This is a genomic window from Ectothiorhodospira marina, assembly GCF_900109495.1.
Lineage (GTDB): Bacteria > Pseudomonadota > Gammaproteobacteria > Ectothiorhodospirales > Ectothiorhodospiraceae > Ectothiorhodospira > Ectothiorhodospira marina.
This window is the reverse complement of sequence record NZ_FOAA01000013.1, coordinates 12,204-38,830: the sequence shown is the minus strand read 5'-3', so window position 1 is coordinate 38,830 and position 26,627 is coordinate 12,204. Positions and strand designations below refer to the sequence as shown.

Sequence of the window (26,627 nt, the reverse complement as noted above, 5' to 3'; positions counted from 1 at the left end):
GTGGTCTGGTTTTCAGCGTCAGCCGCGGGCGCCGCCGGAGTAGGTCACCAGCGAGCCGCGGTCCGTGTTGCCGCTCCCCCCCGTCACCCGGCTCACGGGGGGCGGAGTGTCTTCGTTACGCTTGCGTTCCACACTGGGCATGGCACTCACGGAGCCCACACGCGTGGGGTTGCGGCGGCGGGCGGAACTGCCCTCGGTGCCCGTGACGCGCTCACCCCGTTCCCAGTCGTCTCCCGTGATCCGGGTGCCGGTGGATTGCCCCTCGCCGGTGACTCGAGAGCGCATCGCGTCAGTGACGGAGGGCTGTGCTTCCGGATCATTCGGGACGGGCGCCGGAACGACCGGCTCGAAGCGGGCACGGCGATCAAAACGGGCCTCCTCGGTGCCGGTGATCTTGCCGCCGGCCATGCCAAAGGGGCCGGTGATGCGTCCGCCCTGTTCATAGGCGGTCCCCGTCACGCCGTCTTTCTTGTGTGTCTGATGGGCCTGGCGGGCCGGGGAGGCCACACTGAAGTGCTGCCAGGGGGCGCCATCCAGGGCCTGGGGAAAGTCCGGTTGCCCTGGCAGGGCCGCGGTATCGCAGGCCTCGGCAAACTGGTCGACGCCAAAGTAAGGTGTACCCGATATGGCCTCGCAGGCTCCCCGGTCATCCCCGGTGACGTCGCCACCGATGCCCGGCTGGAGACCCGTGGCCCGTGGGCCAGGGGTTGAAGCGCGTGGATGCACCCGTTCGGTGATGCGTTCCCGCGCCTCGGGAGGGCAGAAGGCCACCGCCTGCTCGAGGCCCGCGTAAGGCGTGCCGGTCACGCTCCTGCAGGTGCCGGGCTCGTTGCCGGTGACCCGGGTTGAACGATCGGTGCGGGTCCCCGACACCCGCTGCCCGCTCAGGGTGGTGGATTGGCCGGTACGCTCCGGTTCCAGGGGCTCCGGTCTGGAGCCACAGAAGGTTTCGAACTGTTCGCTGCCCAGGTATTCATCCCCGGTCACCATGCGGCAGGTGCCTGGCTCGTCGCCGGTGACACGGGAGCTGCGACCCACCTGAGCGCCGGTCACATGCTGACCGTGCAGTGTCTCGGACTGGCCCACCTTGGGGGGGGCGTTGCCGGGACGCTGGCCTTTCGTGCCAGCGCTCTCGGAGGAGGGGGCACAGAATGTCCCGAAGTGCTCCGCAGACAGGTACTGGTTGCCCGTCACTGCACTGCAGCTGCCGGATTCGTCCCCCGTGACCCGTTCCGAGCGACCGGTACGGCTGCCGGTGATCACGGAGCCCTCGCCGGTATGGCTGCGTCCCACCTTCATGGGGCCTCGAGGGGCCTCGGTCTGGCAGAATTCCCGAAAGATTTCAGCACCCAGGTACTCGGTCCCCGTGACGGCTCGGCAGGTGCTGGCCTCGTCGCCGGTGACGGACTGGCTGTGGCCCACCCGGGTACCGGTCAGGTGCTGACCGTGGGCAGTTTCCATCACCCCCACTTTCCAGGGCTGATCCTGTGCCCCGGCCGGCGCCGGGCGTTGTCGCCCCGTGGGGGCGGATTTGCGGGTGCCCACGCCGCCGGCGCGGCTGCGCTGATCACGCACTGCCTGAGCCAGTTCACGCCCCGAGAGTCGGGGGTTGGCCTGGCGGGCCAGACTGGCCGCCGAGGGTGGCGAGTGCGCGGCGGCCTTGCCACGTCCTGCCTGGGCCTGGCGGCGGGCCATGGCCTGCAGACGGCCCTGGGACTGATTCACGGTGGGCCGTCGGCGGCTGTTGCCGCGCCGAGCACCGCTGGTGTCGCTCCGGCCCATGGAAGTTGCCGGCGAGCGTGCAGATGGGACCGTAGCCCCCGGCGCTTCAGTGGACCGGCCCAGGTCTTGCCCCATGGACTCCGGGTGGCGGTCCTGATCCCGACAGGCGCCGCCGCAGCGGCACTCGCCCTGTCCGGATTCGGTCTTCGCGCCGCCACCGGCCGGTCGAGCCATGGAGGGGGCGACGTCTTGGCGGGTGCGGTCGCCGGAGCGGTCGGCCCGCTTGCCGGCACTGGCCAGGGCCTGGCGACGGGCCTGCGCCTTGGCACGGGTGTCGGAGGCAGGGGACTGGGCACCCGCCCGGGTGTGCCGGGAAGGGGATGCCGGGGCCGCGCTTCGGGCCGGGGGCGTCTCTGGCCAAGGCACAGCCGACACCGCGGGTGGCTGCGGTGCCTGAGGCGTAGCGGCAGCCGCCGACGCACGGTTCCGCCCCTCGGTCCGCGATGCGCCCAGGGCCGCCTTGCCTCCGGCGGCCTGCGCCCGGCGCCGGGCTTGGGATGCCGCCCGTCCGGTCAGTGTCTGCTGCTCATGATGTGTCATGATGACCCCCTACCTTGTGATCCGCGTCTTAGCGACGACCCTCGAACACCACGAATGCCGAGCCCTGGCTCTGGGTGTAGTTGTCGTAGCCGGTGAAACGGATGTGGTGATCCGGGTAGGCCCGATGGCAGGCCTCCAGCTCACTGATCACCTGCTGCAGATCCACACTGCCGAAGAAGGGCAGCTTCCACATGGTCCAGTAGTGGTTCATGGCCTGACTGGGGTGAATATGCTCGATACTGGGCGTCCAGCCCTGGGCGATGACATAGGCGATCTGATCGAAGATCTCCTCCTGAGTGAGGGGAGGCAGGAAACCGAAGGTCTCCAGGGTCTGGCGGGTCTGGTAGTCACCCATGGTGTTCTGGAATGGCATGGTCTAGGTTCCTCGTTGCGTCTGGGCCGATTGCGGTGAAAGCGGGGCGGTTCAGCCCTGGTCCAGCTTGTCCACGGTCTCGAACTCGAACTTGATCTCTTTCCAGGTTTCCAGGGCGATGGCCAGTTCCGGGCTGTTGCGGGCCGCCTCGGTGAGCACGTCGCGGGCCTCCTTCTCGATCTCCCGGCCCTCGTTGCGGGCCTTGACGCAGGCCTCCAGTGCCACACGGTTGGCGGCGGCACCGGCGGCATTGCCCCAGGGGTGACCCTGGGTGCCGCCGCCGAACTGCAGCACCGAGTCGTCACCGAAGATGGTGACCAGCGCGGGCATGTGCCATACATGGATGCCACCGGAGGCCACGGCGAAGACGCCGGGCAGGGAGCCCCAGTCCTGGTCGAAGAAGATGCCGCGGGCGCGGTCTTCGGGGATGAAGGACTCGCGCAACAGGTCCACGAAGCCCAGGGTGGAACCCCGATCGCCCTCCAGCTTGCCCACCACGGTGCCGGTGTGCAGGTGGTCGCCACCGGAGAGGCGCAGGCACTTGGCCAGCACGCGGAAGTGGATGCCGTGCTTGGGATGACGGTCGATGACCGCGTGCATGGCGCGGTGGATGTGCAGCAGCATGCCGTTCTTGCGGCACCACTTGGCCAGGCCGGTATTGGCGCAAAAGCCGCCGGTGATGTAGTCATGCATGATGATGGGCTGCCCCAGTTCCTTGGCGAACTCGGCCCGGGCGTACATCTCCTCCGGATCGGGGGCGGTCACGTTCAGGTAGTGCCCCTTGCGCTCACCGGTCTCCTGCTGAGAGGCCGCTACCGCCTCGGCCACGAACTCGAAGCGATTCTGCCAGCGCATGAACGGCTGGGAGTTCACGTTCTCATCGTCCTTGGTGAAGTCCAGCCCGCCGCGCAGGCACTCGTAAACGGCGCGGCCGTAGTTCTTGGCGGAGAGCCCCAGCTTGGGCTTGATGGTGCAGCCCAGCAGTGGGCGACCGTATTTGTTGAGCTTGTCCCGCTCCACCTGGATGCCGCTGGGTGGGCCCAGGCAGGTCTTGACGTAGGCGATGGGGAAGCGGATGTCCTCCAGACGTAGATGACGCAGGGCCTTGAAGCCGAACACGTTACCCACCAGGGAGGTCAGGACGTTGACGATGGAGCCTTCCTCGAAGAGGTCGATGGGATAGGCCACGAAGGCGTAAAAGGATTCCTTGTCGCCGGGCACGTCTTCAATGCGGTAGGCGCGGCCCTTGTAAAACTCCAGATCGGTGAGCAGCTCCGACCACACCGTACTCCAGGTGCCGGTGGAAGACTCCGCCGCCACGGCGGCCGCCACCTCCTCCCGCGGCACGCCGGGCTGGCCGGTCACCTTGAAACAGGCCAGCAGGTCCGTGTCCAGGGGGACATAGTCCGGTGTCCAGTACATGTCTCGGTATTCTTTAACACCCGCGTCGTACGTCTTGCTCATGGTCGGCTCCTGTGGTGTGTGCCCTGTCCGCCGTGCAGGGCGGGAGATGCGTTTTCCACAAGAAGCTACACCAAGCAGGGAGATTGAAATAAATCATTTGTTTCGATCGAATCCATCGATAGGAGTCTATGGGTTACCTATAGATCCTTATCAATGCCTTCCTTAGGAAACTTCGATTATTGCCCTGGTCATAGTGCGTCGATAATGACACCCATCCCCAAAGCGGAGTCCGCGATGCGAGTATTCAACGAGATCCGCTTCAATCATCTGCGAGGCGATCTGTTTGGTGGTGTGACGGCGGCTGTGGTGGCGCTGCCCATGGCCCTGGCCTTTGGCGTGGCCTCCGGGGCCGGCCCCGAGGCGGGGCTGTATGGCGCAGTGCTCATCGGCCTGTTCGCCGCCTTGTTCGGCGGCACGCCCACCCTGATCTCCGAACCCACCGGTCCCATGACGGTGGTGTTCACTGCCGTGATTGCCTCCTTGATCGCCGCCGATCCGGAGCAGGGGCTGGCCATGGCCTTCACGGTGGTGATGCTTGCCGGGGTGTTCCAGATCGCCTTCGGTGCCATGCGGCTGGGGCGCTACGTCACCATGATGCCCTACACGGTGGTTTCCGGATTCATGTCCGGGATCGGTATCATATTGATCATTCTCCAGTTCCCGGGTTTGCTGGGCCATGCGACTCCGGAGGGCGGAGTGCTCGGTAGCCTGAGTGCATTTCCGGATCTGCTGATGGCGGCGGATCCCTGGGAGCTGCTGCTGGCCGGGCTGACCCTGGCGGTACTGTTTCTCATGCCGGCGCGGATCAAGCGGTTCGTACCCGCCCCGCTGGTGGCCCTGGTGCTGGGCACGGCGGTGGCGGTGTATTGGCTGGGGGATCAGGATCTGCGGGTGATCGGGGAGATCCCCACCGGTCTGCCACAATTGCAGTTGCCCGTGTTCAGTGTGGACCAGTGGCAGATCATCCTGGTGGACGCCTTGGTGCTGGCCCTCCTGGGGTCCGTGGATGCCCTGCTCACCTCGGTGATTGCCTCCAACCTGACCCGCAAGGACAGCAACTCCGACAAGGAGCTGGTAGGGCAGGGCCTGGGCAATATGGTTTCCGGTTTGTTCGGTGGCCTGCCCGGCGCCGGTGCCACCATGGGCACCGTGGTCAATATCCAGTCAGGCGGTCGCACGGCCCTGTCGGGGATCGTGCGGGCGGGGTTGCTGGCGGTGGTAGTGATCTGGGCAGCCAGTCTGACCGCGAGCATCCCCCTGGCGGTGCTGGCGGGCATCGCCGTCAAGGTGGGCGTGGACATCATTGACTGGCGTTTCCTCAGGCGTGCTCATCGGGTGTCGCTCAAGGGGGCCTTCATCCTCTACGGGGTGATCGCCGTGACCGTGTTCGTTGATCTGATCATGGCGGTGGCCATCGGTCTGTTCGTGGCCAATGTCCTCACCATTCGTCGGCTGGCGGATGTGCAGTCGGAATGGGTCTGTACCCTGCCGCCCAGCCGCGAGGGGGACGACGATACGGCTCGCAGTAACATCACCACCGAGGAACGGGCCCTGCTGGCCCTGGGCGGGGGCCGAGTCAAGATGCTTCATCTGAGTGGGCCACTGGTCTTCGGGGCGGCGGCATCCATTCGGCGACAACAGCACAAGCTGGAGGAAGCGCAGGCCGTGGTGGTGGACTTGAGCCGTGTACCGCACCTGGGCGTGACCACCTCGGTGGCCCTGGATGCCGCCCTGAGAGACATGCTGAGGCGGGATGTGCCCTTGTACGTGGCGGGTGCCCGCGGGCAGCCCAGGGAGCGGCTGGAAAAGCTGGGATTCGGCGAGCTGGTGGGCACCGATGGGTGGGTGGATGAACGCAAACAGGCCCTTGAAAGGGCATTGGCGGCAGTCAATGGGGGCGGGTTATCGAAAAACGGATGAACGACGACCTAACTCTCATGCATCAAGGTGGTGAGCCACCCCCGACGATGAAAGATACACTTCAAGCCCCTCTCCCCTGCGGGGAGAGGGGTTGGGGTGAGGGGCGAGGGCTGGCACAGTGCATGCTTCACCCCCCCCCTCATCCCCGGCCCTTCTCCCCCCCGAGGGGGAGAAGGGAGTGTTTGTAGCCGAACCTTGGTTCTTTCACGTTAACGCGGGGGATGCTCCACCTGCTTGAGCATCATGGCCTGGATGCGTTCACCGGGTACGGCGGCACTGAACAGAAAGCCCTGGCCGATGCGGCAGCCATGTTCAAGCAGGAACTCGCGCTGAGCCAGGGTCTCGACGCCCTCGGCAATCACCTCGAGACCCAGCGTATGCCCCAGGCCGATGATGGCCCGAATGATGGCCGCATCTTCTGGATGCTGTTCCGGGTTGTCCTGCAGGTCGAGAACGAAGGACTGATCGATCTTGATGGCCTGTACCGGCAGGCGCTTGAGGTAGTTCAGGGATGAATAGGCAGTGCCGAAGTCATCGATGGAGAAATGAAAACCCCGGGCATTCATCTGCGCGAGGGTCTCGATGGTGCGCTCGACGGAACTCATGGCGGCACTTTCCGTGATCTCGAACTCGATGCGGCCTGGCTCGATACCCGTCTGCTGCAGGGTGGACAGGGTGCGCTCCAGGATGTCGGGCTGGTGAAACTCCCGTGCCGATAAATTCACTGCCACGGGCACGACGGGCATGCCTTGCTCATCCCACTGCCGTATCTGCAGGCAGGCCAGACGCAGCACCTCCGGGCCCAGGGCCAGGATGAAGCCGGTCTCCTCGGCCAGTGGAATGAAGCGGCCCGGCGATACCGGGCCCCACTGGGGATGGTTCCAGCGCACCAGGGCCTCCAGACTCATGATGCGGCCGGTGCTCAACTCCACCCGCGGCTGGTAGCAGAGATAGAACTCCTGATTCTCCAGGCCCAGGCGCATGGCCTGCTCCAGTTGCATGCGATCCTGAAGCTGCTGGTCCAGCTCCCGGGTGTAGAAATTGTAGGAACGTCGCCCCTGGGTCTTGGCCCGGTGCAGGGCCGCATCGGCATGGCGGACCAATTCTTCCGGTCGCTCGCTGTCGTGGGGGAACACGGCCATGCCGATGCTGAAGCTGATGACCACCGGGGTCTCCCCGAGGGTGAAAGGCTCGGAGAAGGCCTCCTGCAGGTGTTCCACCACCGGGATGACATCCTGGGCCTTGTGCAGATGGCCCAGCAGCAGCAGGAATTCGTCGCCGCCGAAACGGGCCACTGTGTCGCCCTCGCGCAGGTACTCACGCAGTCGCCGTGACACCTGAACCAGCAACTCGTCGCCCCGCTCGTGACCCAGTGAATCATTGATCACCTTGAAGTCATCCAGGTCCAGGAAGGCCACTGCCAGGGCATGGTGATCCCGCCGCGCCACGGCCATGGCCTGAGTGAGCCGATCGATCAGCAGTTCCCGGTTGGGCAGGCCGGTGAGCGGGTCGTGGAAGGCCAGAAAATCCAGGCGTTCGCTGAGTTCCTTTTTGTCGGTGATATCCTCGGCCAGCTTGATGTAATGGGTGACTTCCCCCTGGGTGTTGCGGATGGGATAGATGCGGGCCTGCTCCCAGTAAGGCTCCCCGTTCTTCTTGAGGTTGCGAAATTGCCCCTCCCACAGGCCCTTTTGGGAGAGTACGGGAAACACCCGGCTTGCCTCGTCTCCCGCGGGGTAGGTGTTGCCCAGATCCTGGGCGGACAGACCCGAGACATCCTCCGGGCGGAAGCCCGTGACATTGCAGAACTGATGGTTCACGTACTGGATGTGGCCCTGAGTGTCGGTGATCACCACGATGCTCGGACTCTGATCCACGGCAAAGGCCAGACGCTGCAGGCTATCCTCCGTCGCGTGGCGCTCGGTGATGTCCAGATGGGACCCCACCATGTGGGCCGGTTGGCCGTCGGCGCCAATGACCAGGGAGGACTGGGCCAGGATCCAGCGATACGAGCCATCCTTGTGACGCATGCGTATTTCGTTGGTGAGACGACCGTGAGGGTTGGTCAAGAACTCGCGCACCCTTTGCTCCGCAGCGTCCTTGTCCTCCGGGTGCAGTCGAGTGCTCCATTCCTCGAACGTATCGCCGATCTCATCGTCTTCGTGGCCCAGTTGCTGTTTCCACTCACGGGAATAGAAGACCTTGCCGGTGTTGAGGTCCCAGTCGAACAGGCCGATGTTGCCAGCCTGAATGGCCTCCTGGAGCCGCAGTTGATCGCGGTTCTTCTTGGTCAAATCCACGTCCATGCAGAACAGACGCAGGTCATTCGTGCCCGTTTCCAGGGTGGTATGCACGGAGTAGACCTGCACCGGGGTGCCATCCTTGCGCTTAAGGGTGAGTGGCCCTGAGGGGGGTGTGGGGCCGCCGGCCTTGACCAACCGCAGGGCCTTGCGCGTCTGGGCCTGCATGGACTCGGGAATGATCAGATCCAGCAGATTGCCCTGCATCGCCTCCTCAGCGGTGTAGCCATACATGAGTTCGCTGGCCTTGTTCCAGTAGAACACGCTGCCGTCCATGCAATAGCCCTGGATGGCGATATCCGGCACCTTTTCCAGCAGGTTTTCGAAGATGGCATCCTTTTCCCGGGCCGCCTGTTCGGCGCGCTTGCGGTCGGTCACATCCCGCAGATACACGGCCGATACCGTGTCCGTCCCCATCTGCATGGGCACGGTGCGCACATCCACGGAGATCACGCCGCGCCGGCGATGGGGTATCTCGATCTCGGTGGGTTCATCGGGGACCACCACGAAGCCGAAGTCGTAGCCCAGCAGTTGATCCCGTGTTTGCTCGAACAGGCGGGCCGCGGAGGGATTCGCGTAACGGATGGTGCCGTTCGTATCCAGCAGCAGGATGGCGTCGGAGGCCTCCTCGACGATCTGCTGAAAATGTTCATGCCACAGTTGCATCGGGGAAAGCATCCGGGAGAAGGGCCTGAGTGGTTGGGTTGCGTTTCCAGGGCAGTGAGGCGCACTGACCCAGGCGAGGTTGCCCCATGGGGTCGACTCCTGTCACGGAAATGGCGCGGTGTCCCAGGGCGGCCGAATCAGGTTCCGAATGTTATCATGAGTGCCCTTTGTCTTTTGCCAGCAGGCAAATTTTTCATGTCTGATCCCTCTGCGACCACCTTGATCCGCAACCGCCGCCGCCAGCAGTCTCTGTTTCGTGAGCTGATCAGGAACCGGGCCCTGCTCACCATGACCGGCACGCCACGGCGTCTGCAGGGGGTGACACAGTTGCTGGATACTGCCCCGGACAGCAGCAAGCTGGCCCTGGAGGCGCCCAATAACGAAGAGTTGGTCCAGCAGTTGGTCCCGGGCATGCCACTGCGGGTGCGGGGCTCGTTGCGCGGCGTGCCGGTGTATTTCGAGGTCATTCTCGAACGGCTGGTGCAGGATGAAGACCTGCAAGCCCTCGTGTGCGAATGGCCCGAGGAGGTGGATTATCGTCAGCGGCGCGGGGCCTTCCGCATGAACATCCCGCTGAGCATGGCGGCACAGGTGACATGGGCCCAGCGCAACGAGGAGACGGGGGAAGAGTCTCTTCATGAGGGCCGGCCGGTGGACCTGTCCATCCAGGGCATGGGCCTGGACTGGGAGCCGGACGAGCAGCCAGCACCGGTGACGGGGGGCGCCGTGGTGATTCAGTCTCTGGTGATCGGCCCCCATCGCTGGCGGGACATCGATGCCGTGCTGCGCAACTGCCAGCGCCATACCGGGCGGGATGACCTCTACCGAGTGGGGCTGGAGTTCGGGTTTTTGAGTCCGAGTGCGGAGCGGATGCTCAACCGGTTCATCATGGATCTGCAATGCGAGGCCGCCAAGCGCACCTGAGGGCCACTACTGTCGATCCTGCGTGGGGAAATGCAACAGTCGCGTGGTGCTGGCATGGAAAACATGCATGCCATTGCGCCCCGTCTTCTTCACCTGGTACATGGCCTGATCGGCCCGCCGCATGAGTTCCTCCACGTCCAGACGTCGGCCATGGAAGAGGCTGATGCCAATGCTGGGGGTGCAGCGATACGCCATGCCATCCAGGTCATAGGGTTGCCCCAGGGCGTCCAGGATCTTCTGCCCCACCTGCCGCGCTTGCTGCAGGGCCTCTTCCTCGGCCAGTTCCAGATCCTCCAGCATCACCACGAATTCATCCCCACCCAGGCGGGCCACCGTGTCCGCTTCCCTCACTGCCTCGCGCAAACGCCTGGCCACTTGCTGTAGCAATAGATCGCCGATGGCATGCCCATGGGTGTCGTTCAGGGCCTTGAAATGATCCAGGTCCAGGAACAGGAGGGCGCCATGCTGTCCCGAGCGCTGGCCCACCGCCATGGCATGGCGAATGTTTTCCATCAGCAGGCGGCGGTTGGGTAGGTGGGTGAGGGTATCGCAGTAGGCCAACTGGTTGATGCGCTCGGCCGCCTGCTTCTGGGTGGTGATATCGCGCACGACCGCCAACACCTCATCGTCGTTGAGCTTGACCAGCCGGGCCTCGAAGTGGTGAGTGGCGGGGCCGATCTCCAGGGCGTATTCCACCCGGCGCATGCGCCCGTGGAGCAGCACGGAATGGATGCCCTCGTAGAGGGTCCAGGCCGCCTGGTCCGGCAGGACCTGGCTGAGGGTTTTGCCAATGAACCGCTGTGGCTGGGCGTAAAGCAGTGCACTGTTGCCGGAGTGCCAGTCCAGATAGCGCCCTTCGGCGTTGAACCGCAGCACCAGGTCCGGCATGGCCTCCAGCAAGGCGCGATTCTGCCGTTCACTCTGTGCCAGGGCCTGCTCCATCTCCTTGAGGCGAGTCTGGTCAAACAGATAACCGCGAATGCGTTGCATCCGACCGGTCTCGTCCCGCTCCGGTCGCGTGATGTCGTAGAACCAGCGATAATGGCCGCCCCTGTGGCGCAGTCGGTAGGATTGTTCAAACTGATGGACCTCGCTTCGGGCGTGATCCTGGTGTTCGTTCAGAACCCGGGCCACATCCTCGGGATGGATCAGATCCGCGTAGTTGAAGTCCGGGGACATCAGCTCTCCCTGGGCGTACCCCAGCAGGTCCTGGACGTTCTCCGAGGCGTAGAGTACCCGACCACTATCCACCGTATCCCAGATGAACAGGGCGACCGGGCCGGTGGCAAACAACTGACGTTCTTCGTAAAGGGATTTTTCCACCCGTTTGCGCTGGGAGATGTCCTCCTGGATGCCGATCATGCGGATGGGCTTGCCATTGGAGGTGCGCTCAATCACCTGGCCCCGGTCGTGGATCCACACGTGGTGTCCCTCCCGGTGGCGCATGCGGTATTCCGCCTCGAAGAGGGGGGTTTCGCCACGTAGATGGGCGTTCAGGCGGCCGTTCACCCTGAGCAGATCATCGGGGTGGATGCGTTCCTCCCGGGTGCGCAGGAGCGGGGCCAGCTCCGGGGATTCGTGCCCCAGCATCCTGGCCCATCGGGGCGCGTAGTACACCTGGCCGGTGATCATGTCCCAGTCCCAGAGGCCCTGGCCACTGCCCTCCAGGGCAAAGCGCCAGCGCAGTTCATTGTCGCGTATCACCCCGCGCTGGGACTCGGCCTGCTGGCGCAGCCGGAAATTCTCCTCGAAACTGCTCTGGATCCGCCCGGTCATGAGGGCGAGGAAAAGCAGAAACAGCAACACGATGGCGCCGGCCATGGGGGACAGGCCGTTGCCTGGCAAGACCAGGGCAAGCCCCAGCGTGAGGAGCATGGGCCCGATGATCAGCAGGGCGGAGAGGCGGTCGGTGGCCAGGGCGATCATGACCCCGGAACTGATGCCCGCCATGGCAAAGGCAAGGAAGAACTCGGAAAGGGGGTCGCCGGACTGACTGAGAACGCCGGCGCCCGTGGCCCAGGCGAGGCCCATGGCCAGGGCGCCGCGCCGAAAACGGATCAACCAGATTCTGCTGCGATCCTGGCCCTGGCGTTCAGCCCGTCGGAAATACAGCAGCAGGGTGGCGCGTAGGGCCGTGGCGCTGGCCAGAAGAAACAGCCAGAGCAGGATCAGCACCTGGGGCACCAGGCTCCAATGCACCCAGGCCAGCGCCACGGCCGCCAGCAGGCTGATGGGAAGCGAGGCGCTCAACCCGTTGTAAAGAAAACGCGTCCGCTCTACCTGAGGGTCGATGGTGTTCATGCCATCGACCCCATGGGGAGGGGGTGTCTATCCCTTGAATCTCGCATCCTGGAGAGTCCTGGCCGAAATCTGACCCTCGGAGTTTGGCACAAAGCCTCGCACTTCTCCATCGGTGGTCACCGCCGTTGGGCGGATAGAGGGGCCCTTACAGGGTCTTCTCCTTGAAATCACACAGATCGGCAATCAGGCAGTCACCACAGCGGGGCGCCCGGGCGGTACAGGTATAGCGGCCATGGAGGATCAGCCAGTGATGGGCGTCGCGACGGAACTCGGCGGGCACCACCTTGAGCAGGCGCTGCTCCACCGCCAACGGGGTCTTCCCCGGGGCCAGGCCGGTGCGGTTGGCCACCCGGAAGATATGGGTGTCCACGGCAATGGTGGGTTCACCAAAGGCGGTATTCAGGATGACATTGGCGGTCTTGCGGCCCACGCCGGGCAGGGCTTCCAGGGCGGTGCGTTCGCGGGGCACCTGACTGCCATGGTGTGCTACCAGGATGCGACAGGTCTTGAGGATGTTCTCTGCCTTGGCGTTGTACAGGCCGATGGTGCGGATATGCGCCTTCAGCCCCTCCAGCCCCAGGGCGAGAATGGCCTCCGGGGTATTGGCCACCGGGAACAGGCGGGCTGTGGCCTTATTCACCCCCTTGTCGGTGGCCTGTGCCGACAGGATGACGGCGATGAGCAGCTCGAAGGGGGTGGTGTAGTCAAGCTCGGTGGTGGGCTTGGGGTTGGCTTCACGCCAGCGCGTGAAGATTTCCCGGCGTTTCTGATTGTTCATGTGAGTTGGTGTATGACGATGGCGCGAGATCTATGCCTCTGCCTCCTTGAGGGTGACTGCCTGGCGGCGTCGGGCTTCGCGGCGCTCCAGCCGGTCATCGATCCAGTTTTTCAGCGCCAGCAGCAGGCCCAGGCCGATGAAGGCGCCCGGGGGCAGGATGGCCAGCAGAAAGCCCCGGTAGTCCTCCACCAGGGTGATGGTGAGTCCGCGCGCGGCCTCTCCAAACATGAGGTGCGCCTGATCGAACAGAGTGCCATGGCCCAGAGCCTCGCGCATGGCCCCCAGGGCCACCAGCACCCCCGTGAAGCCCAGGCCCATGGTGAGGCCATCCACGAAGGCCCGGGGCAGGGTGTTTTTGGACGCGAAGGCCTCGGCGCGCCCGATGATGGCGCAGTTGGTGACGATCAGGGGAATGAAGATCCCCAGGATGAGGTAAAGCTCGTGAAAATACGCATTCATGGACAACTCGATGGCCGTGACCACCGAGGCAATGATGAGCACGTAGACCGGGATACGGATCTCGGGACGCACCCAGTTGCGGATGGTGGACACCGCAAGATTGGAGGCGATCAGCGTCAGCGTGGTGGCCAGGCCCAGCCCCAGGGCGTTGACCACAGTCCCGGAAATGGCCAGCAACGGGCACAGCCCCAGCAACTGAACCATACCCGGATTGTTATGCCAAAGACCATCGACAATGATCTGACGATAGGAAATATCACTCATCGATCTCGCCCTGCACTGTGTCGTCGGTGTGTGGGGTGTCGTCGGCGGCCTGCTCCGCTTCCGGCAAGGGTTCAAAGACCTGTTCCCGGTGGTCCTCGAAATACATCAGGGTATTACGCACGGCGTGCACCACGGCCCGGGGGGTGACGGTGGCACCCGTGAACTGGTCGAAGATGCCACCATCGCGTCGCACCGCCCAGTCTTCCCGAGGTGGATTCCCCAGGGAGCGCCCGTCAAAGTCCAGGATCCAGTCGGACCGGGCCGCCTCAATGTCATCCCCCAGGCCCGGTGTTTCCCGGTGGCTGATCACGCGCACACCGGCCACTTCGCCATCGGCCTGTACACCCACCAGCATGTGGATATCGCCCGCATAGCCCTCCCGGGCCACCACCGTGAACACGGCCGCCACTGGTTCACCTTCCCGGCGGGCCCGATACACCCGTTGGTCGTCTCCACCCAGCAGGGGGTCGGAGAGGTCCACCGTGTCCTCCAGAATGGCGTTGTCATAGCGCTCCGCCGGCAGGATCTCATTGAGATTGGCCAGTGTGGCTGCCTCGATGTTGGCGGCAATGCGATCCTGTGTGCCCTCGAAGACCAGGGCCACCAGGGCGGTGCCCACCAGACCGAACAGGGCCAGCAGGACAGTGGAGATGATGATGTTGCGTGCCATCCCCTCAGCCCTCCTTGCGTGCCGGCGTCTTGCCGAAGACCCGGGGCTGGGTGTAGTGGTCGATGGTGGGCGCCATCATGTTCATGAGCAGGATGGCAAAGGCCACCCCATCGGCATAGCTGCCCCAGGCACGAATCACGTAGGCGAGAAGCCCCACCCCGGCACCGAACACGAGTCGCCCCATGGGGGTGGTGCTGCCGGATACCGGGTCGGTGGCAATAAAGAAGGCGCCCAAAATGGCCGCCCCGCTGAACAGGTGAAACAGGGGCGAGGCGTACACCTCCGGATTGATCAGCCAGAACAGTCCGGAGATCAGCGCCAGCGAACCCAGCATGGCCACTGGTGCGTGCCAGGTGATCACGCGCCGCTGGATCAACCACAGGCCACCCAGCAGGAAGATCAGGTTGACCCACTCCCAGCCTCGTCCAGCCACGGCCCCGAAAAAGGGAGACGCCTGGATCTCGCTGAGGCTGCGATCCATGGCCAGTTCCGTCTGGATGCGGTCCAGTGGGGTGGCGCCGGTGATCATGTCCCAGGTCAGGCCCGCCGGCAGTTGTCCCAGGAAGATCACCTGCAGGGTCTGGGGCAGGTTGAAGGCCATCTCCGCCAGGGTCTCGGGCGGCAGCCACAGGGTCATCTCCCGAGGGAAGGAGATCACCATGGCCACGTAGCCCACCATGGCGGGGTTGAAGGGGTTGTAACCCAGGCCGCCATACAGATGCTTGGCCACCACAATGGCAAAGCCCACGCCGATCAGGGTGATCCACCAGGGGGTGAGTGGTGGCACGGCGAGGGCGAACAGCCATCCACAGACCACGGCGGACAGATCGGTGACGAATGGCTTCACAGGCCGCCGACGCGCCATCAGCATCAAGGTCTCGGCGGCCAGGGCCACGGTGACTGCCAGCAGCACGTTGACCAGCACCCCCCAGCCGAAGAACCAGGCGATGGCCACGGTACCGGGCACCAGGGCATACAGTACCTGTCGCATCACCCGGTTGACGCTGCGGGCCGGGCTCATGTGGGGGGATGTAAAGGTCTTGAAACGCATCAGTGGCCGTCTTGTTCAATGGGGCGGCCCGATCTCCCCCGGGCCCGGGCGGAGGCCGCGGGGGACATCGGGCCGTGGTTCACCGGGTTTTTTCCTGTGTCCCGATGTCTGAGGGAGGCTTTGCCTGATCAGTCTGGGTGGTGTCGGCACCCTGGGTGGCCTTTTTCGCCTGGGCCCGCTCCAGGGCCGCCTGGATGGCTGCCTTCTTGGGATCGCCGCCCGCAGTGGCGGGCTTGTCCGCGGTGGAGTCATCGTTCAGGGCCTGCTTCTTGCGGTTCATGCGTTCGGCCTTTTCCCGTTTTTCCCGGGCCAGGCGTTCCTGACGCATCTCGTGGCGCAGGCGGGCGGCATCGGCCTCCTGTTTTTCCCGCTCCTGGGACCAGATCTCGTTCTTGGCGAAGCGGTAGAACTGCACCAGGGGGATGTTGCTGGGGCACACATGGGCGCAGCAGCCGCATTCAATGCAGTCGAACAGGCTGTAGTCCTGGGCCTTGTCGAAATCCCGTGCCCGGGTAAACCAGTACAACTGCTGGGGCAGCAGGTTGGCGGGGCACACCCGGACGCATTCGCCACAGCGGATGCAGGGCATCACCGGGCCAGGAGGGTCCACCTCCTCGCTCCGGGCCGCCAGGATGCAGTTGGTGCCCTTGATGATGGGCACCTGGTCGCTGGCCAGGGCAAACCCCATCATGGGGCCGCCCATGATGAGGCGTTCCACATCGTCGCTGTAGCCACCGGCGTGGGCCACCAGGTGGCTGATGGGGGTGCCAAAGGGCACGCGCAGATTGCGTGGCCGCTGCACGCCGCTGCCGGTGACGGTGACGATGCGGGAAATCAAAGGTTCGCCGCGGATCACCGCCCGATAGATGTTGGCCAGGGTGCCCACGTTGTGACAGACCACACCCACGTCGGCGGGCAGCCCCTCGCTGGGCACCTCGCGACCGGTGAGCACCCGGATGAGCTGTCGCTCGCCCCCGGTCGGATACCGGCTGGGCAGGGCGACGATGCGGATATTGTCGTTTTCCTCGCCCCCCAGGGCCTCGGTCATTGCACGTAGCGCTTCGGGCTTGTTGTCCTCGATGCCGATCAGACACTGGCGAGGCTGCAGGGCGCGCTTGACCAGCAGCAACCCCTGGATCACCGCGTCAGCCCGGGTACGCATGAGCATGTCGTCGCAGGTGATATAGGGCTCGCACTCGGCACCGTTGACCACCACGGTGTCGACGGTCTGCTGCGGTCGGGGGTTGAGCTTGACCGCCGAGGGGAAGGCGGCGCCGCCCATGCCCACCAGCCCCCCCTCGCGCACCCGGTGGCGCAGGCGTGCCGGGTCCAGATTCTGCAAATCCTCAATGGGGGGCATGCGGTGCTCGCCCCAGTCCTCGTCACCATCGACCTCGATCACCACACAGGGTGCCGTGAGGCCGGAGGGGTGTGGTACCGGGTGGTCCTCGATGCCGCGCACGCGACCGGACGTGGGCGCGTGAATATGGGCGCCCACGTAGGTGTCGCAACGGGCAATGATCTGTCCCTTGTAGACCTTGTCGCCGGCCTTCACCACCGGCTGTGCCAGCTCGCCGATATGCTGCCGCAGGGGCAGCGTCAGGCAGTCGGCCAGCGGTGGCTTGAACACGGTCTCCTGGGTGCTCTCGGCCTTGTGATCGGGCAGCTTGAGGCCGCCGTTGAAACGCCAGAGTTTGTGCGGGGTTGCTGTCATCGGGTGCAATTGTAACCGAAACGGGGTGTCGGTCCGGGCTCAGACGCCGGAGGCCGATTGTTGAGCCAGGTCTGCCAGGCGAATGCGTCCATCGGGACGCTCCAGGGGCAGGGGCCACTTCCAGCTGCTCAGGTCCTTGGGAATGGGCTCCATCCGAATGCAATCCACCGGGCAGGGGTTGATGCACAGCTCACAGCCGGTGCATTGCGGGCCAATCACCGTATGCAGTTGCTTGGGGGCACCCACGATGGCATCCACCGGGCAGGCCTGCAGGCACAGGGTGCAGCCGATGCAGGTATTCTCATCGATCACCGCACGCGCCTTCTCCTTGACGTCGCCCTCCACGGGCTTGGCGTCCCGGCCCAGCAGATCGGCCAGGGCCAGTACGGTGTTGTTGCCCCCCGGTGGGCACAGGTTGATGTCTGCCGTCCCTTCGGCAATGGCCTCGGCGTAGGGTCGGCAGCCGGGATAGCCGCACTGGCCGCACTGGGTCTGCGGCAGTATATCGTCGATCTGGTCGACCACTGGGTCGCTTTCCACGCGAAAGCGCACCGCGGAATAGCCCAGGATGAGCCCGAAGACGGCGGACAGTGAACTGATGACAAGAACGGCAGCGAGCATAGGCGGTTACCTGTCTTGAAGGGGCGCGGCGGGCGCCTCAGGGGGTCAGGCCGATGAATCCCATGAAGGCCAGGGACATGAGCCCGGCGGTCACCAGGGCGATGGCACTGCCCTTGAATGGCTTGGGTACGTCGGCCGCGGCGATGCGCTCGCGCATGGCCGCGAACAGCACCAGTACCACCGAGAAACCGATGGCAGCACCCAGGCCGTACAGCACCGATTCCACGAAGCCATGCATTTCCTGCACATTCAGCAGTGCGACGCCCAGTACAGCACAGTTAGTGGTGATCAGGGGCAAAAAGATCCCCAAAACGTTATAAAGCAGGGGGCTGGTCTTGTGCACCACCATCTCGGTGAACTGCACCACCGCCGCGATCACCAGGATGAATGAGATGGTGCGCAGGTATTCCAGGCCGAACGGTGCCAGCAGATACTCATTCACCAGGAAGCTGCACACCGACGACAGGGTGAGCACGAAGGTGGTGGCCAGCCCCATGCCGGCGGCGGTCTCCACCTTGCGGGAAACGCCCATGAACGGGCACAGCCCCAGGAACTTCACCAGGACGAAGTTGTTGACCAGTACCGTGCTGACCAGGATGAGTGCGTACTCGGACATGGGTCTCCCGCCGTTCAGTGAGTATCAATCACCGGCGTGGTCGGCTTCAACCGGGCGGACACTGGGGTCTCCGTTCACCTCCACCCCGTAAAAGTCGGTTGCACAAGGATGACCGCCGGCGTCACGTGGGTCATCGGCGCGGCGGATGCACGTGGTGCGCAGGCCGGCGGAGCCGGCGGCATCCAGCTCGTCCACCGTGTCGGACAGGAACAGGATGCGCCCCGGCGGTATGGCGATGCGCTCGGCAATGGTCTTGTAGGCGGCAATCTGTTTCTTGCCGCCCACGCGGGTATCGAAATGGTCGGTGAACAGGGGGCGCAGGTCGCCGGCCTGGCTGTGCCCCAGGAGCATCTGCTGGGTGTGCACGGAGCCGGAGGAGAACACATACAAGGCCATCCCGCTGTCGTGCCAGCGGCGCAGGCAGTCCACCGCGTCGGCGTGGACATGGCCGGTAAAGTCGCCGCGCCCAAAGCCTTCCTCCCAGATCAGCCCCTGCAGGGCCTTGAGTGGGGTGATCTTCTGGTCCACCTCCATCCAGGCCAGCATGCGTTCGATCAGGGCCTCGTCATCCAGGGAGCGGCCGGCGTAGGCGCGCACGTCGGCCAGCAGGCGTTTGACCTCCGGTTCGCGGCCGTTCTCCCGCACGAAGTCGGGCAGCCGGCGTGCGGCATAGGGGAACAGCACCTCGCGGGTAAAGCTGAGGCTGGACAGTGTCCCTTCGATATCGGTGAGAATGGCTTGGATCATGGGGTCAGTCTGCGCATGTTCAGTTCACACTCAAACAGGAATTCAAAGGCCTCCGCATGGTGCCGGGCCTGGGCGATGTCCTCACCCCAGGTGTAGAAGCCGTGCCCTTCGATCAGGTAGCCCAGCAATTCCGGGTGATGGCTCATGTGCTCATCCACCCGGGCGGCCAGTTGCGGGATGTCCTGATCGTTGCCGAAGACGGGGACGATTACCTCGGCGTCATGGGAAGTCACGCCCGGCAGGGCCTTGAGCAGTTCGTAGTCCCGCAACTGGATCTGCCCCCCCTGAGCGCAGCGGGAGAGCACCGTGGTATTCACCGAGTGGGTATGGACCACGGCGCCGATCCGGGGCCAGCGCCGGTACAGAATGATATGCAGGAAGGTCTCGGCCGAGGGCTGTTTGTCGGGGGAGAGCACGTTGCCCTCCAGGTCCACCAGCATCAGCCCGTCCTGGTCCAGCAGGCCCTTGTGCTGGCCGGCCTCGGTGATCAGCATGCGATCATCGTCCAGGCGAGCCGAAAGATTGCCGGCGGCGGCTGGCATCCAGCCCCGTTCAAAGGAGAAACGGGCCGCCGAGATCAATGCGTCGGCAGTGTCACCGTGGTGCTCGTTAAGTTCGTGCATACCTGTGGGATCATAGGGAAAAGCAGCCGGCTAATGTACGCGAGGGGGACACGCGCGTCCATCCCGCAGCGCCAGGTGGGAGCGGCCCCTGGCCGCGAATGGACAGCCCGGTCGCCGGGTTCTTCGGCTGACATCGGGGGTCGGACATTCTTGTGGTGGTTGGCGGGAAAGCCTTCGCGGCCGAGGGCCGCTCCCACGGGCTCAAGACCAGGCGGGTTGTCCTGTGGGGAGGTCGGTGTTGGCGAAGAGGCGTTCCACCGCCTCCGGATCCAGTTCCTGAACGGCGCTGGCCACCTGTTCGTGAGTGAGGTGCGGGGCCAGCAGGGTGATGAAGTCGAACATGTAGGTGCGCATCCAGGCGCCGCGGCGGAAGCCGATGCGGGTGATGTTCTCGGAAAAGGCTGGCTGCGTCTCCAGGGGAACCAGGTCATCGTCATGACCTGCCTCCAGGGCGATGCGGGCGATGATGCCCACCCCCATGCCGTGACGGACGTAGGTCTTGATCACGTCCGCGTCGGCGGCGGTGAGGACGATGTCCGGGGTGAGGCCTGCGCGGCGGAAATCCGAGTCCATCTTGGTGCGTCCGCTGAATCCATCCAGGTAGGTCACGATGGGGTAATCCGCCAGTCGCTCCAGCGGGATGGCCTTTTCGTGCGCCAGTTCGTGTCCCGTGGGCACGACCACGCAATGGGTCCAGCGATAGGCGGGGAGCATGATCACTTGCCCGGAGGCGAGCAGGGGTTCGGTGCCGATGATGAAGTCCACCTCGTCGTGACTGAGCATCTCGGCGATCTGGCGCGGCGTGCCCTGGTGAATTTGCACCCGCACCTTGGGGAATCGGTGCTTGAAGGCATCCACGATCGGGGGCAGGATGTAGCGGGCCTGGGCGTGGGTGGTGGCAATGCGCAGATCCCCGGCCTGTTCGTCCCGGGCCTCTTCGGCGGCGCTACGGATGTTCTCCACCTCCCTCAGGATGGTGTCGCTGTAGGCCAGGATGCGCCGTCCCACCGGGGTCATGCCCGACAGGTGTTTGCCGTTGCGCTGGAACAGCGGCACGCCCAGTTCCTCCTCCAGCAGACGAATCTGCTTGCTGATGCCCGGCTGCGAGGTCATCAAACGGTCCGCCGCCTCGGAGATGTTCAGGTTATAACGGGCGATGGCCTGCAGATAGCGGAGTTGCTGGAGTTTCATGAAAATGGGATCCTGTGACGCCGTGATGCCGGTCGCGCGGAATGCATGTCCCTGCAATTATACATATGCAAATAATTTCGTGTTATGGGGTCGTGGTTGCGTATTCAATGCACCGGTAAGGTCACGCCAGCGAAGAGGGCGTCCACGGCTTCCTGATTCCGCGCCGACAGGGCTTTTTCCAGGCTGGGCTGGTCCAGGTGTGGCGCGATCAGCGACATGAAGTATCCCATATAACGGCGCAGATACATGCCCTGCCGGAACCCCACCCGGGTGATGTGCTCGCTGAACAGCCCTTCCGCCGGTAGATAGGTCAGGTCCGTGTCTGTGGCCTCCTCGAAGGCCATGTGGGCAATGATGCCCACCCCCAGCCCCAGCCGCACATAGGTCTTGATCACGTCCGAGTCCGCTGCGCTCAGGACGATCTCCGGGGTGAGCCCCTGTTGTTGAAAGTCCTGTTCCAGCCGGCCGCGTCCGGTGAAGCCGTGTACGTAGGTGACGATGGGGTGCTCGGCCACGGCCCCCAGGGTGAGCGGCTTCGCGGTGGCCAGGGGGTGTTCCGGAGTGACCACCACGCCATGGCGCCACCGATAGGCTGGCACCATGATCAGTTCCCGATGCAGGGCGATGGCCTCGGTGGCGATGGCAAAGTCCACCTGACCTGAGGCGGCCATCTGGGCGATCTGTTCCGGGTTGCCCTGGTGAATCAGCAGGTGCACCCGGGGGTAGCGCTCGCGAAAGCGGGTGATCAGGGGGGGCAGGAAGTAGCGGGCCTGGGTGTGGGTGGTGGCAATGCTCAGACTGCCCCGATCCTCGTCACGAAACTCCTCGGCCATGGCGCGGATATTTTCCACCTCCTTGAGGATGTTCTCCGCCCGCGCCAGGATCTTCTGTCCCGCCGGCGTCACGTGCGCGAAGTGCTTGCCAGTGCGGTGAAAGATTTCCAGCCCCAGCTCTTGTTCCAGTAATTTGACCTGCTTGCTCACCCCGGGCTGGGAGGTGAACAGCCGTTCGGCTGCCTCGGTGACGTTGAGGTTATTCTCGACGATGGCCTGCAGGTAGCGGAATTGCTGGAGTTTCATGGGCGGGGGCTCTTGGGTGCCGATGGCGTCGGATCCGTCACTCGGGCATCCGCTTATCCTGGGGGAGGGGTTTATGCCCTGGGGTGATTGATGAAGAATTTAATATTCTTTCAAAGGAGTCTATCGGACTGCTAGGTTTGAGTCATCATTATTGATAAAACGCAAGAGGTGACCCGTCATGAGCCACGCAAATCCAGTATCCGGGCAGGAATACAGCACCATCCAACGCGAAGCGGCCCTGCGTCGGCGGATGGTGAGTCTGGAGCGGGAGCTCAAAAAGGTGGAGGCAGAACTGGACGGCGTACGCCAGTCCCGTTCCCGGCAGGGGGTGGGGGCCGGCGCGGCGTTCCCGTCGCAGCCTCGTTTTGATCATCCGCTGCCGGTCGCCGCAGGGTGAATTACTTCACCCTCATCCCCGGCTCGGCCCCCTCATCCGGCGAGAGGATGAACAGATCCTTGCCCCCCGGACCAGCCGCCAGCACCATCCCCTCCGAGACGCCGAACTTCATCTTGCGCGGCGCCAGGTTGGCCACCATGACGGTCAGCCGGCCCTCCAGATCGGCCGGGTCATAGGCCGACTTGATCCCGGCAAAGACCTGACGCGTCTCGCCCCCCAGGTCCAGGGTGAGACGCAGCAGCTTGTCCGCCCCCTTCACATGCTCCGCCTGAGCGATGCGGGCGATGCGCAGGTCCACCTTGGCAAAATCATCAAAGCTGATCTCGTCGCGGATCGGGTCCTTCGCCAGCGGCCCGGTGGGCTTTGACGGGGTAGGCTCCAGGCTCTCCTTGGAGGCCTCCAGCAGGGCCTTGACAGCCTCTGGGTCCACCCGGGTCATCAGCGGCTCGTAGGGCTTGATACGCGCGCCGGTCAGGGGCTTGGCCACCGCATCCCAGGTCAGCGGTTCCACATCCAGGAAGGCCTCGGCCCGTTCGGCCATGGCCGGCAGCACCGGCTTGAGGTAGGTCATCAGCACCCGGAACAGGTTGATCCCCTGGGTGCAGATGCCCTGAACCTGGGGCAGGGTGTCCTCCTGCTTGGCCAGCACCCAGGGCTTTTGCTCATCCACGTACTGATTGGCGGTGTCCGCCAGGGACATGATCACCCGCATGGCCTGGCCGAATTCCCGGCGCTCGTACAACTCGGCAATCTCCTCGCCGGCGCGGTGGAAACGGTCGTACAGGTCAGCGTCGGGCAGTGTCTCCGCCAGGCGTCCCTCGAATCGCTTGTGAATGAACCCGGCGCAGCGGGAGGCGATGTTCACCACCTTGCCCACCAGGTCGCTGTTCACCCGGGCGATGAAGTCGTCCAGGGAGAGGTCGATGTCATCCACGCCGGGGCCCAGCTTGGCGGCAAAGTAGTAGCGCAGGTATTCCGGTTGCAGGTGCTCCAGATAGGTGCTGGCCTTGATGAAGGTACCCCGGGACTTGGACATCTTCTGACCGTTCACGGTGAGAAAGCCGTGGCAGTGCACCGCCGTGGGGGCGCGAAAGCCGGCACCATGCAGCATGGCCGGCCAGAACAAGGTATGGAAGTAGGCGATGTCCTTGCCGATGAAGTGGTGCAGTTCCGTGTCGCTGTCCGGGTTCCACCAGGCGTTGAAGTCCAGGCCGTGCTGATCGCAGTAGTTCTGGAAGCTGGCCATGTAACCGATGGGGGCGTCCAGCCACACATAAAAGAACTTGCCCGGGGCATCGGGGATCTCGAAGCCCCAGTAGGGGGCGTCCCGGGAGATGTCCCAATCATTCAGGCCCGCCTCGAACCACTCCCGCAGCTTGTTGCGGATCTCCCCCTGCAGGCTGCCCGAGCCGGTCCAGTCCCGCAGCATCTTGTGAAAGTCCGCCAGTTGGAAGAAGTAGTGCTCGGACTCCTTCTCCACGGGGGTGGCGCCGGAGATGGCGGACACCGGATTCTTCAGGTCCGTGGGGGTATAGGTGGCGCCGCAGGCCTCGCAGGAGTCGCCGTATTGGTCGGCCGCTCCGCAGCGGGGGCATTCGCCCTTGATGAAGCGGTCGGGCAGGAACATGCCCGCCTCGGGGTCGTAGGCCTGGCGGATGGTGCGCCGGGCGATATGACCCTTTTCCTTGAGGCGGCCATAGATGAGTTCGGCGAAATGCCGATTCTCCGGGGAATGGGTGCTGTGGTAGTTGTCGAAATTCACCAGAAAGCCGGCGAAGTCCTGGCGGTGTTCCTGACCGATGCGTTCGATGAGTTCATCCGGCGTGATGCCCTCGCTGCGGGCCTTGAGCATGATGGGGGTGCCGTGGGCGTCATCGGCACACACGTACAGGCAGCGATGGCCACGGGTCTTTTGAAAGCGCACCCAGATGTCGGTCTGGATGTATTCCACCAGATGCCCCAGGTGGATGGGCCCGTTGGCATAGGGCAGGGCACTGGTGACGAGGATGTTGCGGGTGTGGGATGTCATGATCGGGACGCTACGGGGAAAACCGTTGAAGTTAACAGTTTCCCGGCGGGCGGGCCAGCGAACGTGCCCGCCGCCTCCCCTCATCCCCAGCCCTTCTCCCCCGAGGGGAGAAGGGAGTTGTAGCCCCTCTCCCTCGGGGGGAGAGAGGGGGGTTGTAGCCCCTCTCCCTCGGGGGAGAGAGGGGGGTTGTAGCCCCTCTCCCTCGGGGGAGAGAGGGGGGTTGTAGCCCCTCTCCCTCGGGGGAGAGAGGGGGGTTGTAGCCCCTCTCCCGCTGGCGGGAGAGGGGTTGGGGTGAGGGCCGTCGGGGCATAGGGGTTGGGGTCAGGCTGCCATCGTGTAGAATCCCGGGGATTGCAAGATTGCGGAGTGAAGAACATGGCGGAACTGTCTCGGCTCAAGATTGAAACGGCCCTCAAGGAGATTCAGGATCCTCACCTGGACAAGGACCTTGTGTCCGCCAACGAGGTGAAGGACATCCAGATCGACGGTGCCTCGGTGACCGTGCAACTCACCCTGGGCTATCCGGCCGCGGGCTGGCATGGCGAGCTCACCCGTTTGGTGGAGGAGAAGCTCAAGGCCATCGACGGCGTTGATCAGGTGGCGGTGAACATCACCACCCGTATTGTGGCCCATGCGGTGCAGCGCACCCTCAAGCCCCTGGGAGGCATCAAGAACATCATCGCCGTGGCCTCCGGCAAAGGCGGCGTGGGCAAGTCCACCACCGCCGTCAACCTGGCCCTGGCCCTGAAGGCCGAAGGCGCCACGGTGGGCATCCTGGACGCGGACATCTATGGCCCCAGCCAGCCGCGCATGCTGGGCATCTCCGGCAAGCCGGAGACCAAGGACGGCAAGACCATGCAGCCCATGGAGAATCATGGTCTGCAGGCCATGTCCATCGGGTTCCTCATCGAAGAGGATACCCCCATGATCTGGCGTGGCCCCATGGTCACCCAGGCCCTGGAGCAGTTGCTGCGCGATACCAACTGGTCGGAACTGGATTACCTGATCATCGACCTGCCCCCGGGCACCGGTGACACCCAGCTCACCCTGGCCCAGAAGATCCCGGTGAGTGGCGCCATCATCGTCACCACCCCCCAGGACATCGCCCTGCTGGATGCCCGCAAGGGCCTGAAGATGTTCGAGAAGGTGGACGTGCCCGTGCTGGGTGTGGTGGAGAACATGAGCATCCACATCTGCTCCAATTGCGGCCACGAAGAGCATATCTTCGGCCAGGGCGGCGGCGAGCGCATGGCCGAGGAATACGGCGCCGAGTTCCTGGGCGCCCTGCCGCTGGACATGCATATCCGTGAGCAGGTGGATGGAGGCAATCCCACCGTGGTGGCCGATCCGGAAGGCCGCGTGGCCGAGATCTACCGGGAGATCGCCCGCCGCTCCGCCGCGCGCCTGGCCACCCAGGCCAAGGACTTCAGTTCCAAGTTCCCCAACATCGTCATCCAGAACACCTGACCCATGTCCATCAAATCCGACCACTGGATCCGCCGCATGGCGGAAGAACACGGCATGATCGAGCCCTTCGAGCCGGGCCAGGTGCGCTATGTCGGAGATGAACGCATCATCTCCTACGGCACCTCCAGCTACGGCTACGACGTGCGCTGCGCTGATGAATTCAAGGTGTTCACCAACATCAACTCCACCATCGTCGATCCCAAGCACTTCGACGAGCGCAGCTTCGTGGATGTGAAGTCGGACGTCTGCATCATCCCGCCCAACTCCTTTGCGCTGGCGCATACCCTTGAATACTTTCGTATTCCACGCTCAATCCTGACTATTTGTCTCGGAAAAAGTACGTACGCAAGGTGCGGTTTGATCGTCAATGTAACGCCCTTGGAGCCGGAGTGGGAGGGGCATGTGACGTTGGAGTTTTCCAATACCACGCCGCTGCCGGCGCGGATCTACGCCAACGAAGGCGTGGCGCAGATGCTGTTCCTGGAGTCCGATGAGGTGTGTGATGTGTCGTACAAGGATAGGGGCGGGAAGTATCAGGGGCAGCGGGGGGTCACGTTGCCCAAGACGTAAGGATCTTCGAAAGAAGGGCTTGGCGCTTCCGGTCAGGGGTCGAGGGGAGGCAAACGATTATTGAAGCGGGCAGGCGGAGCA

General features: G+C 64.2%; 22 protein-coding genes. 5 read left to right on the top strand and 17 right to left on the bottom strand.

Translation table 11 applies throughout. From position 1 onward, the window contains the following. Nucleotides 1-18 precede the first annotated feature (18 nt). The 3 genes from BMY52_RS11255 to BMY52_RS11245 are packed head-to-tail and all read right to left on the bottom strand — an operon-like array spanning nucleotide 19 to nucleotide 4,159. Nucleotides 19-2,322 carry an alpha-carboxysome scaffolding protein CsoS2 gene (locus BMY52_RS11255; RefSeq protein WP_090254459.1) on the bottom strand — a complete coding sequence of 768 codons (2,304 nt, stop codon included), beginning with the start codon at nucleotides 2,320-2,322 and terminating at the stop codon, nucleotides 19-21. A gap of 28 nt (nucleotides 2,323-2,350) precedes the next feature. Next, entirely contained in the window at nucleotides 2,351-2,695 is a 345-nt protein-coding gene (locus tag BMY52_RS11250) for a ribulose bisphosphate carboxylase small subunit (protein ID WP_090254457.1), read from the bottom strand. A gap of 51 nt (nucleotides 2,696-2,746) precedes the next feature. Further along, nucleotides 2,747-4,159, bottom strand: a complete 1,413-nt coding sequence (locus tag BMY52_RS11245; protein ID WP_090254455.1) for a form I ribulose bisphosphate carboxylase large subunit — start codon at nucleotides 4,157-4,159, stop codon at nucleotides 2,747-2,749. 234 nt (nucleotides 4,160-4,393) lie between these two features. Between BMY52_RS11245 and BMY52_RS11240 the strand changes: the two genes are divergently transcribed. Beyond that, nucleotides 4,394-6,079, top strand: a complete 1,686-nt coding sequence (locus BMY52_RS11240) for a SulP family inorganic anion transporter (protein ID WP_090254453.1) — start codon at nucleotides 4,394-4,396, stop codon at nucleotides 6,077-6,079. Between the two features lie 209 nt (nucleotides 6,080-6,288). Here the strand turns inward: BMY52_RS11240 and BMY52_RS11235 are convergent, their stop codons facing one another. Further along, nucleotides 6,289-9,045: a sensor domain-containing protein gene (locus BMY52_RS11235; RefSeq protein WP_177169938.1), complete on the bottom strand. Its 2,757-nt coding sequence runs from the start codon at nucleotides 9,043-9,045 to the stop codon at nucleotides 6,289-6,291. 195 nt (nucleotides 9,046-9,240) lie between these two features. On the opposite strand from BMY52_RS11235, the gene BMY52_RS15205 reads away from it, so the two are divergent. Beyond that, nucleotides 9,241-9,969 carry a flagellar brake protein gene (locus tag BMY52_RS15205; protein ID WP_177169937.1) on the top strand — a complete coding sequence of 243 codons (729 nt, stop codon included), beginning with the start codon at nucleotides 9,241-9,243 and terminating at the stop codon, nucleotides 9,967-9,969. Between the two features lie 6 nt (nucleotides 9,970-9,975). On the opposite strand, the gene BMY52_RS11220 is transcribed toward BMY52_RS15205, so the two are convergent. The 12 genes from BMY52_RS11220 to cysB form a co-directional block, all read right to left on the bottom strand. Then, nucleotides 9,976-12,270, bottom strand: a complete 2,295-nt coding sequence (locus BMY52_RS11220; RefSeq protein WP_090254449.1) for a sensor domain-containing protein — start codon at nucleotides 12,268-12,270, stop codon at nucleotides 9,976-9,978. Nucleotides 12,271-12,415: 145 nt separating this feature from the next. Further along, nucleotides 12,416-13,048: an endonuclease III gene (nth, locus tag BMY52_RS11215; RefSeq protein WP_090254448.1), complete on the bottom strand. Its 633-nt coding sequence runs from the start codon at nucleotides 13,046-13,048 to the stop codon at nucleotides 12,416-12,418. Nucleotides 13,049-13,078: 30 nt separating this feature from the next. After that, nucleotides 13,079-13,771: an electron transport complex subunit E gene (locus tag BMY52_RS11210; RefSeq protein ID WP_090254446.1), complete on the bottom strand. Its 693-nt coding sequence runs from the start codon at nucleotides 13,769-13,771 to the stop codon at nucleotides 13,079-13,081. Then, complete coding sequence (rsxG, locus tag BMY52_RS11205; protein WP_090254444.1) at nucleotides 13,764-14,441, bottom strand: electron transport complex subunit RsxG; 678 nt, start codon at nucleotides 14,439-14,441, stop codon at nucleotides 13,764-13,766. The genes BMY52_RS11210 and rsxG overlap by 8 nt, the downstream gene beginning before the upstream one ends. A gap of 4 nt (nucleotides 14,442-14,445) precedes the next feature. Further along, nucleotides 14,446-15,492, bottom strand: a complete 1,047-nt coding sequence (gene rsxD, locus BMY52_RS11200; RefSeq protein WP_090254440.1) for an electron transport complex subunit RsxD — start codon at nucleotides 15,490-15,492, stop codon at nucleotides 14,446-14,448. A 79-nt stretch (nucleotides 15,493-15,571) separates the two neighbouring features. Further along, on the bottom strand, nucleotides 15,572-17,206 hold the full coding sequence (gene rsxC, locus BMY52_RS11195; RefSeq protein ID WP_090254438.1) for an electron transport complex subunit RsxC: 1,635 nt from the start codon (nucleotides 17,204-17,206) through the stop codon (nucleotides 15,572-15,574). A gap of 39 nt (nucleotides 17,207-17,245) precedes the next feature. After that, nucleotides 17,246-17,827 (bottom strand): electron transport complex subunit RsxB, encoded by a 582-nt coding sequence (gene rsxB / locus BMY52_RS11190; RefSeq protein ID WP_090254435.1) that lies wholly within the window; start codon nucleotides 17,825-17,827, stop codon nucleotides 17,246-17,248. A 37-nt stretch (nucleotides 17,828-17,864) separates the two neighbouring features. Continuing rightward, nucleotides 17,865-18,443 carry an electron transport complex subunit RsxA gene (gene rsxA / locus BMY52_RS11185; RefSeq protein ID WP_090254433.1) on the bottom strand — a complete coding sequence of 193 codons (579 nt, stop codon included), beginning with the start codon at nucleotides 18,441-18,443 and terminating at the stop codon, nucleotides 17,865-17,867. Between the two features lie 24 nt (nucleotides 18,444-18,467). Further along, nucleotides 18,468-19,190: an acireductone synthase gene (gene mtnC / locus BMY52_RS11180; protein ID WP_090254430.1), complete on the bottom strand. Its 723-nt coding sequence runs from the start codon at nucleotides 19,188-19,190 to the stop codon at nucleotides 18,468-18,470. After that, nucleotides 19,187-19,813, bottom strand: a complete 627-nt coding sequence (locus tag BMY52_RS11175) for a methylthioribulose 1-phosphate dehydratase (protein WP_090254428.1) — start codon at nucleotides 19,811-19,813, stop codon at nucleotides 19,187-19,189. Before BMY52_RS11175 ends, mtnC begins: the two co-directional genes overlap by 4 nt. A gap of 201 nt (nucleotides 19,814-20,014) precedes the next feature. Beyond that, nucleotides 20,015-21,004 carry a LysR substrate-binding domain-containing protein gene (locus BMY52_RS11170; RefSeq protein WP_090254426.1) on the bottom strand — a complete coding sequence of 330 codons (990 nt, stop codon included), beginning with the start codon at nucleotides 21,002-21,004 and terminating at the stop codon, nucleotides 20,015-20,017. A gap of 104 nt (nucleotides 21,005-21,108) precedes the next feature. After that, entirely contained in the window at nucleotides 21,109-22,083 is a 975-nt protein-coding gene (cysB, locus tag BMY52_RS11165; RefSeq protein ID WP_090254424.1) for an HTH-type transcriptional regulator CysB, read from the bottom strand. A 178-nt stretch (nucleotides 22,084-22,261) separates the two neighbouring features. Here cysB and BMY52_RS11160 point away from each other — a divergent pair, with 178 nt between their 5' ends. Then, complete coding sequence (locus BMY52_RS11160; RefSeq protein ID WP_090254422.1) at nucleotides 22,262-22,480, top strand: hypothetical protein; 219 nt, start codon at nucleotides 22,262-22,264, stop codon at nucleotides 22,478-22,480. A 1-nt stretch (nucleotide 22,481) separates the two neighbouring features. Here BMY52_RS11160 and metG read toward each other — a convergent pair whose 3' ends face one another. After that, nucleotides 22,482-24,509 (bottom strand): methionine--tRNA ligase, encoded by a 2,028-nt coding sequence (metG, locus tag BMY52_RS11155; protein ID WP_090254420.1) that lies wholly within the window; start codon nucleotides 24,507-24,509, stop codon nucleotides 22,482-22,484. Nucleotides 24,510-24,884: 375 nt separating this feature from the next. Here metG and apbC point away from each other — a divergent pair, with 375 nt between their 5' ends. Together apbC and dcd are read left to right on the top strand one after the other, a co-directional pair. Next, nucleotides 24,885-25,976 carry an iron-sulfur cluster carrier protein ApbC gene (gene apbC, locus BMY52_RS11150; RefSeq protein ID WP_090254572.1) on the top strand — a complete coding sequence of 364 codons (1,092 nt, stop codon included), beginning with the start codon at nucleotides 24,885-24,887 and terminating at the stop codon, nucleotides 25,974-25,976. Nucleotides 25,977-25,979: 3 nt separating this feature from the next. Beyond that, nucleotides 25,980-26,546 (top strand): dCTP deaminase, encoded by a 567-nt coding sequence (gene dcd / locus BMY52_RS11145; protein WP_090254418.1) that lies wholly within the window; start codon nucleotides 25,980-25,982, stop codon nucleotides 26,544-26,546. Nucleotides 26,547-26,627 lie beyond the last annotated feature (81 nt).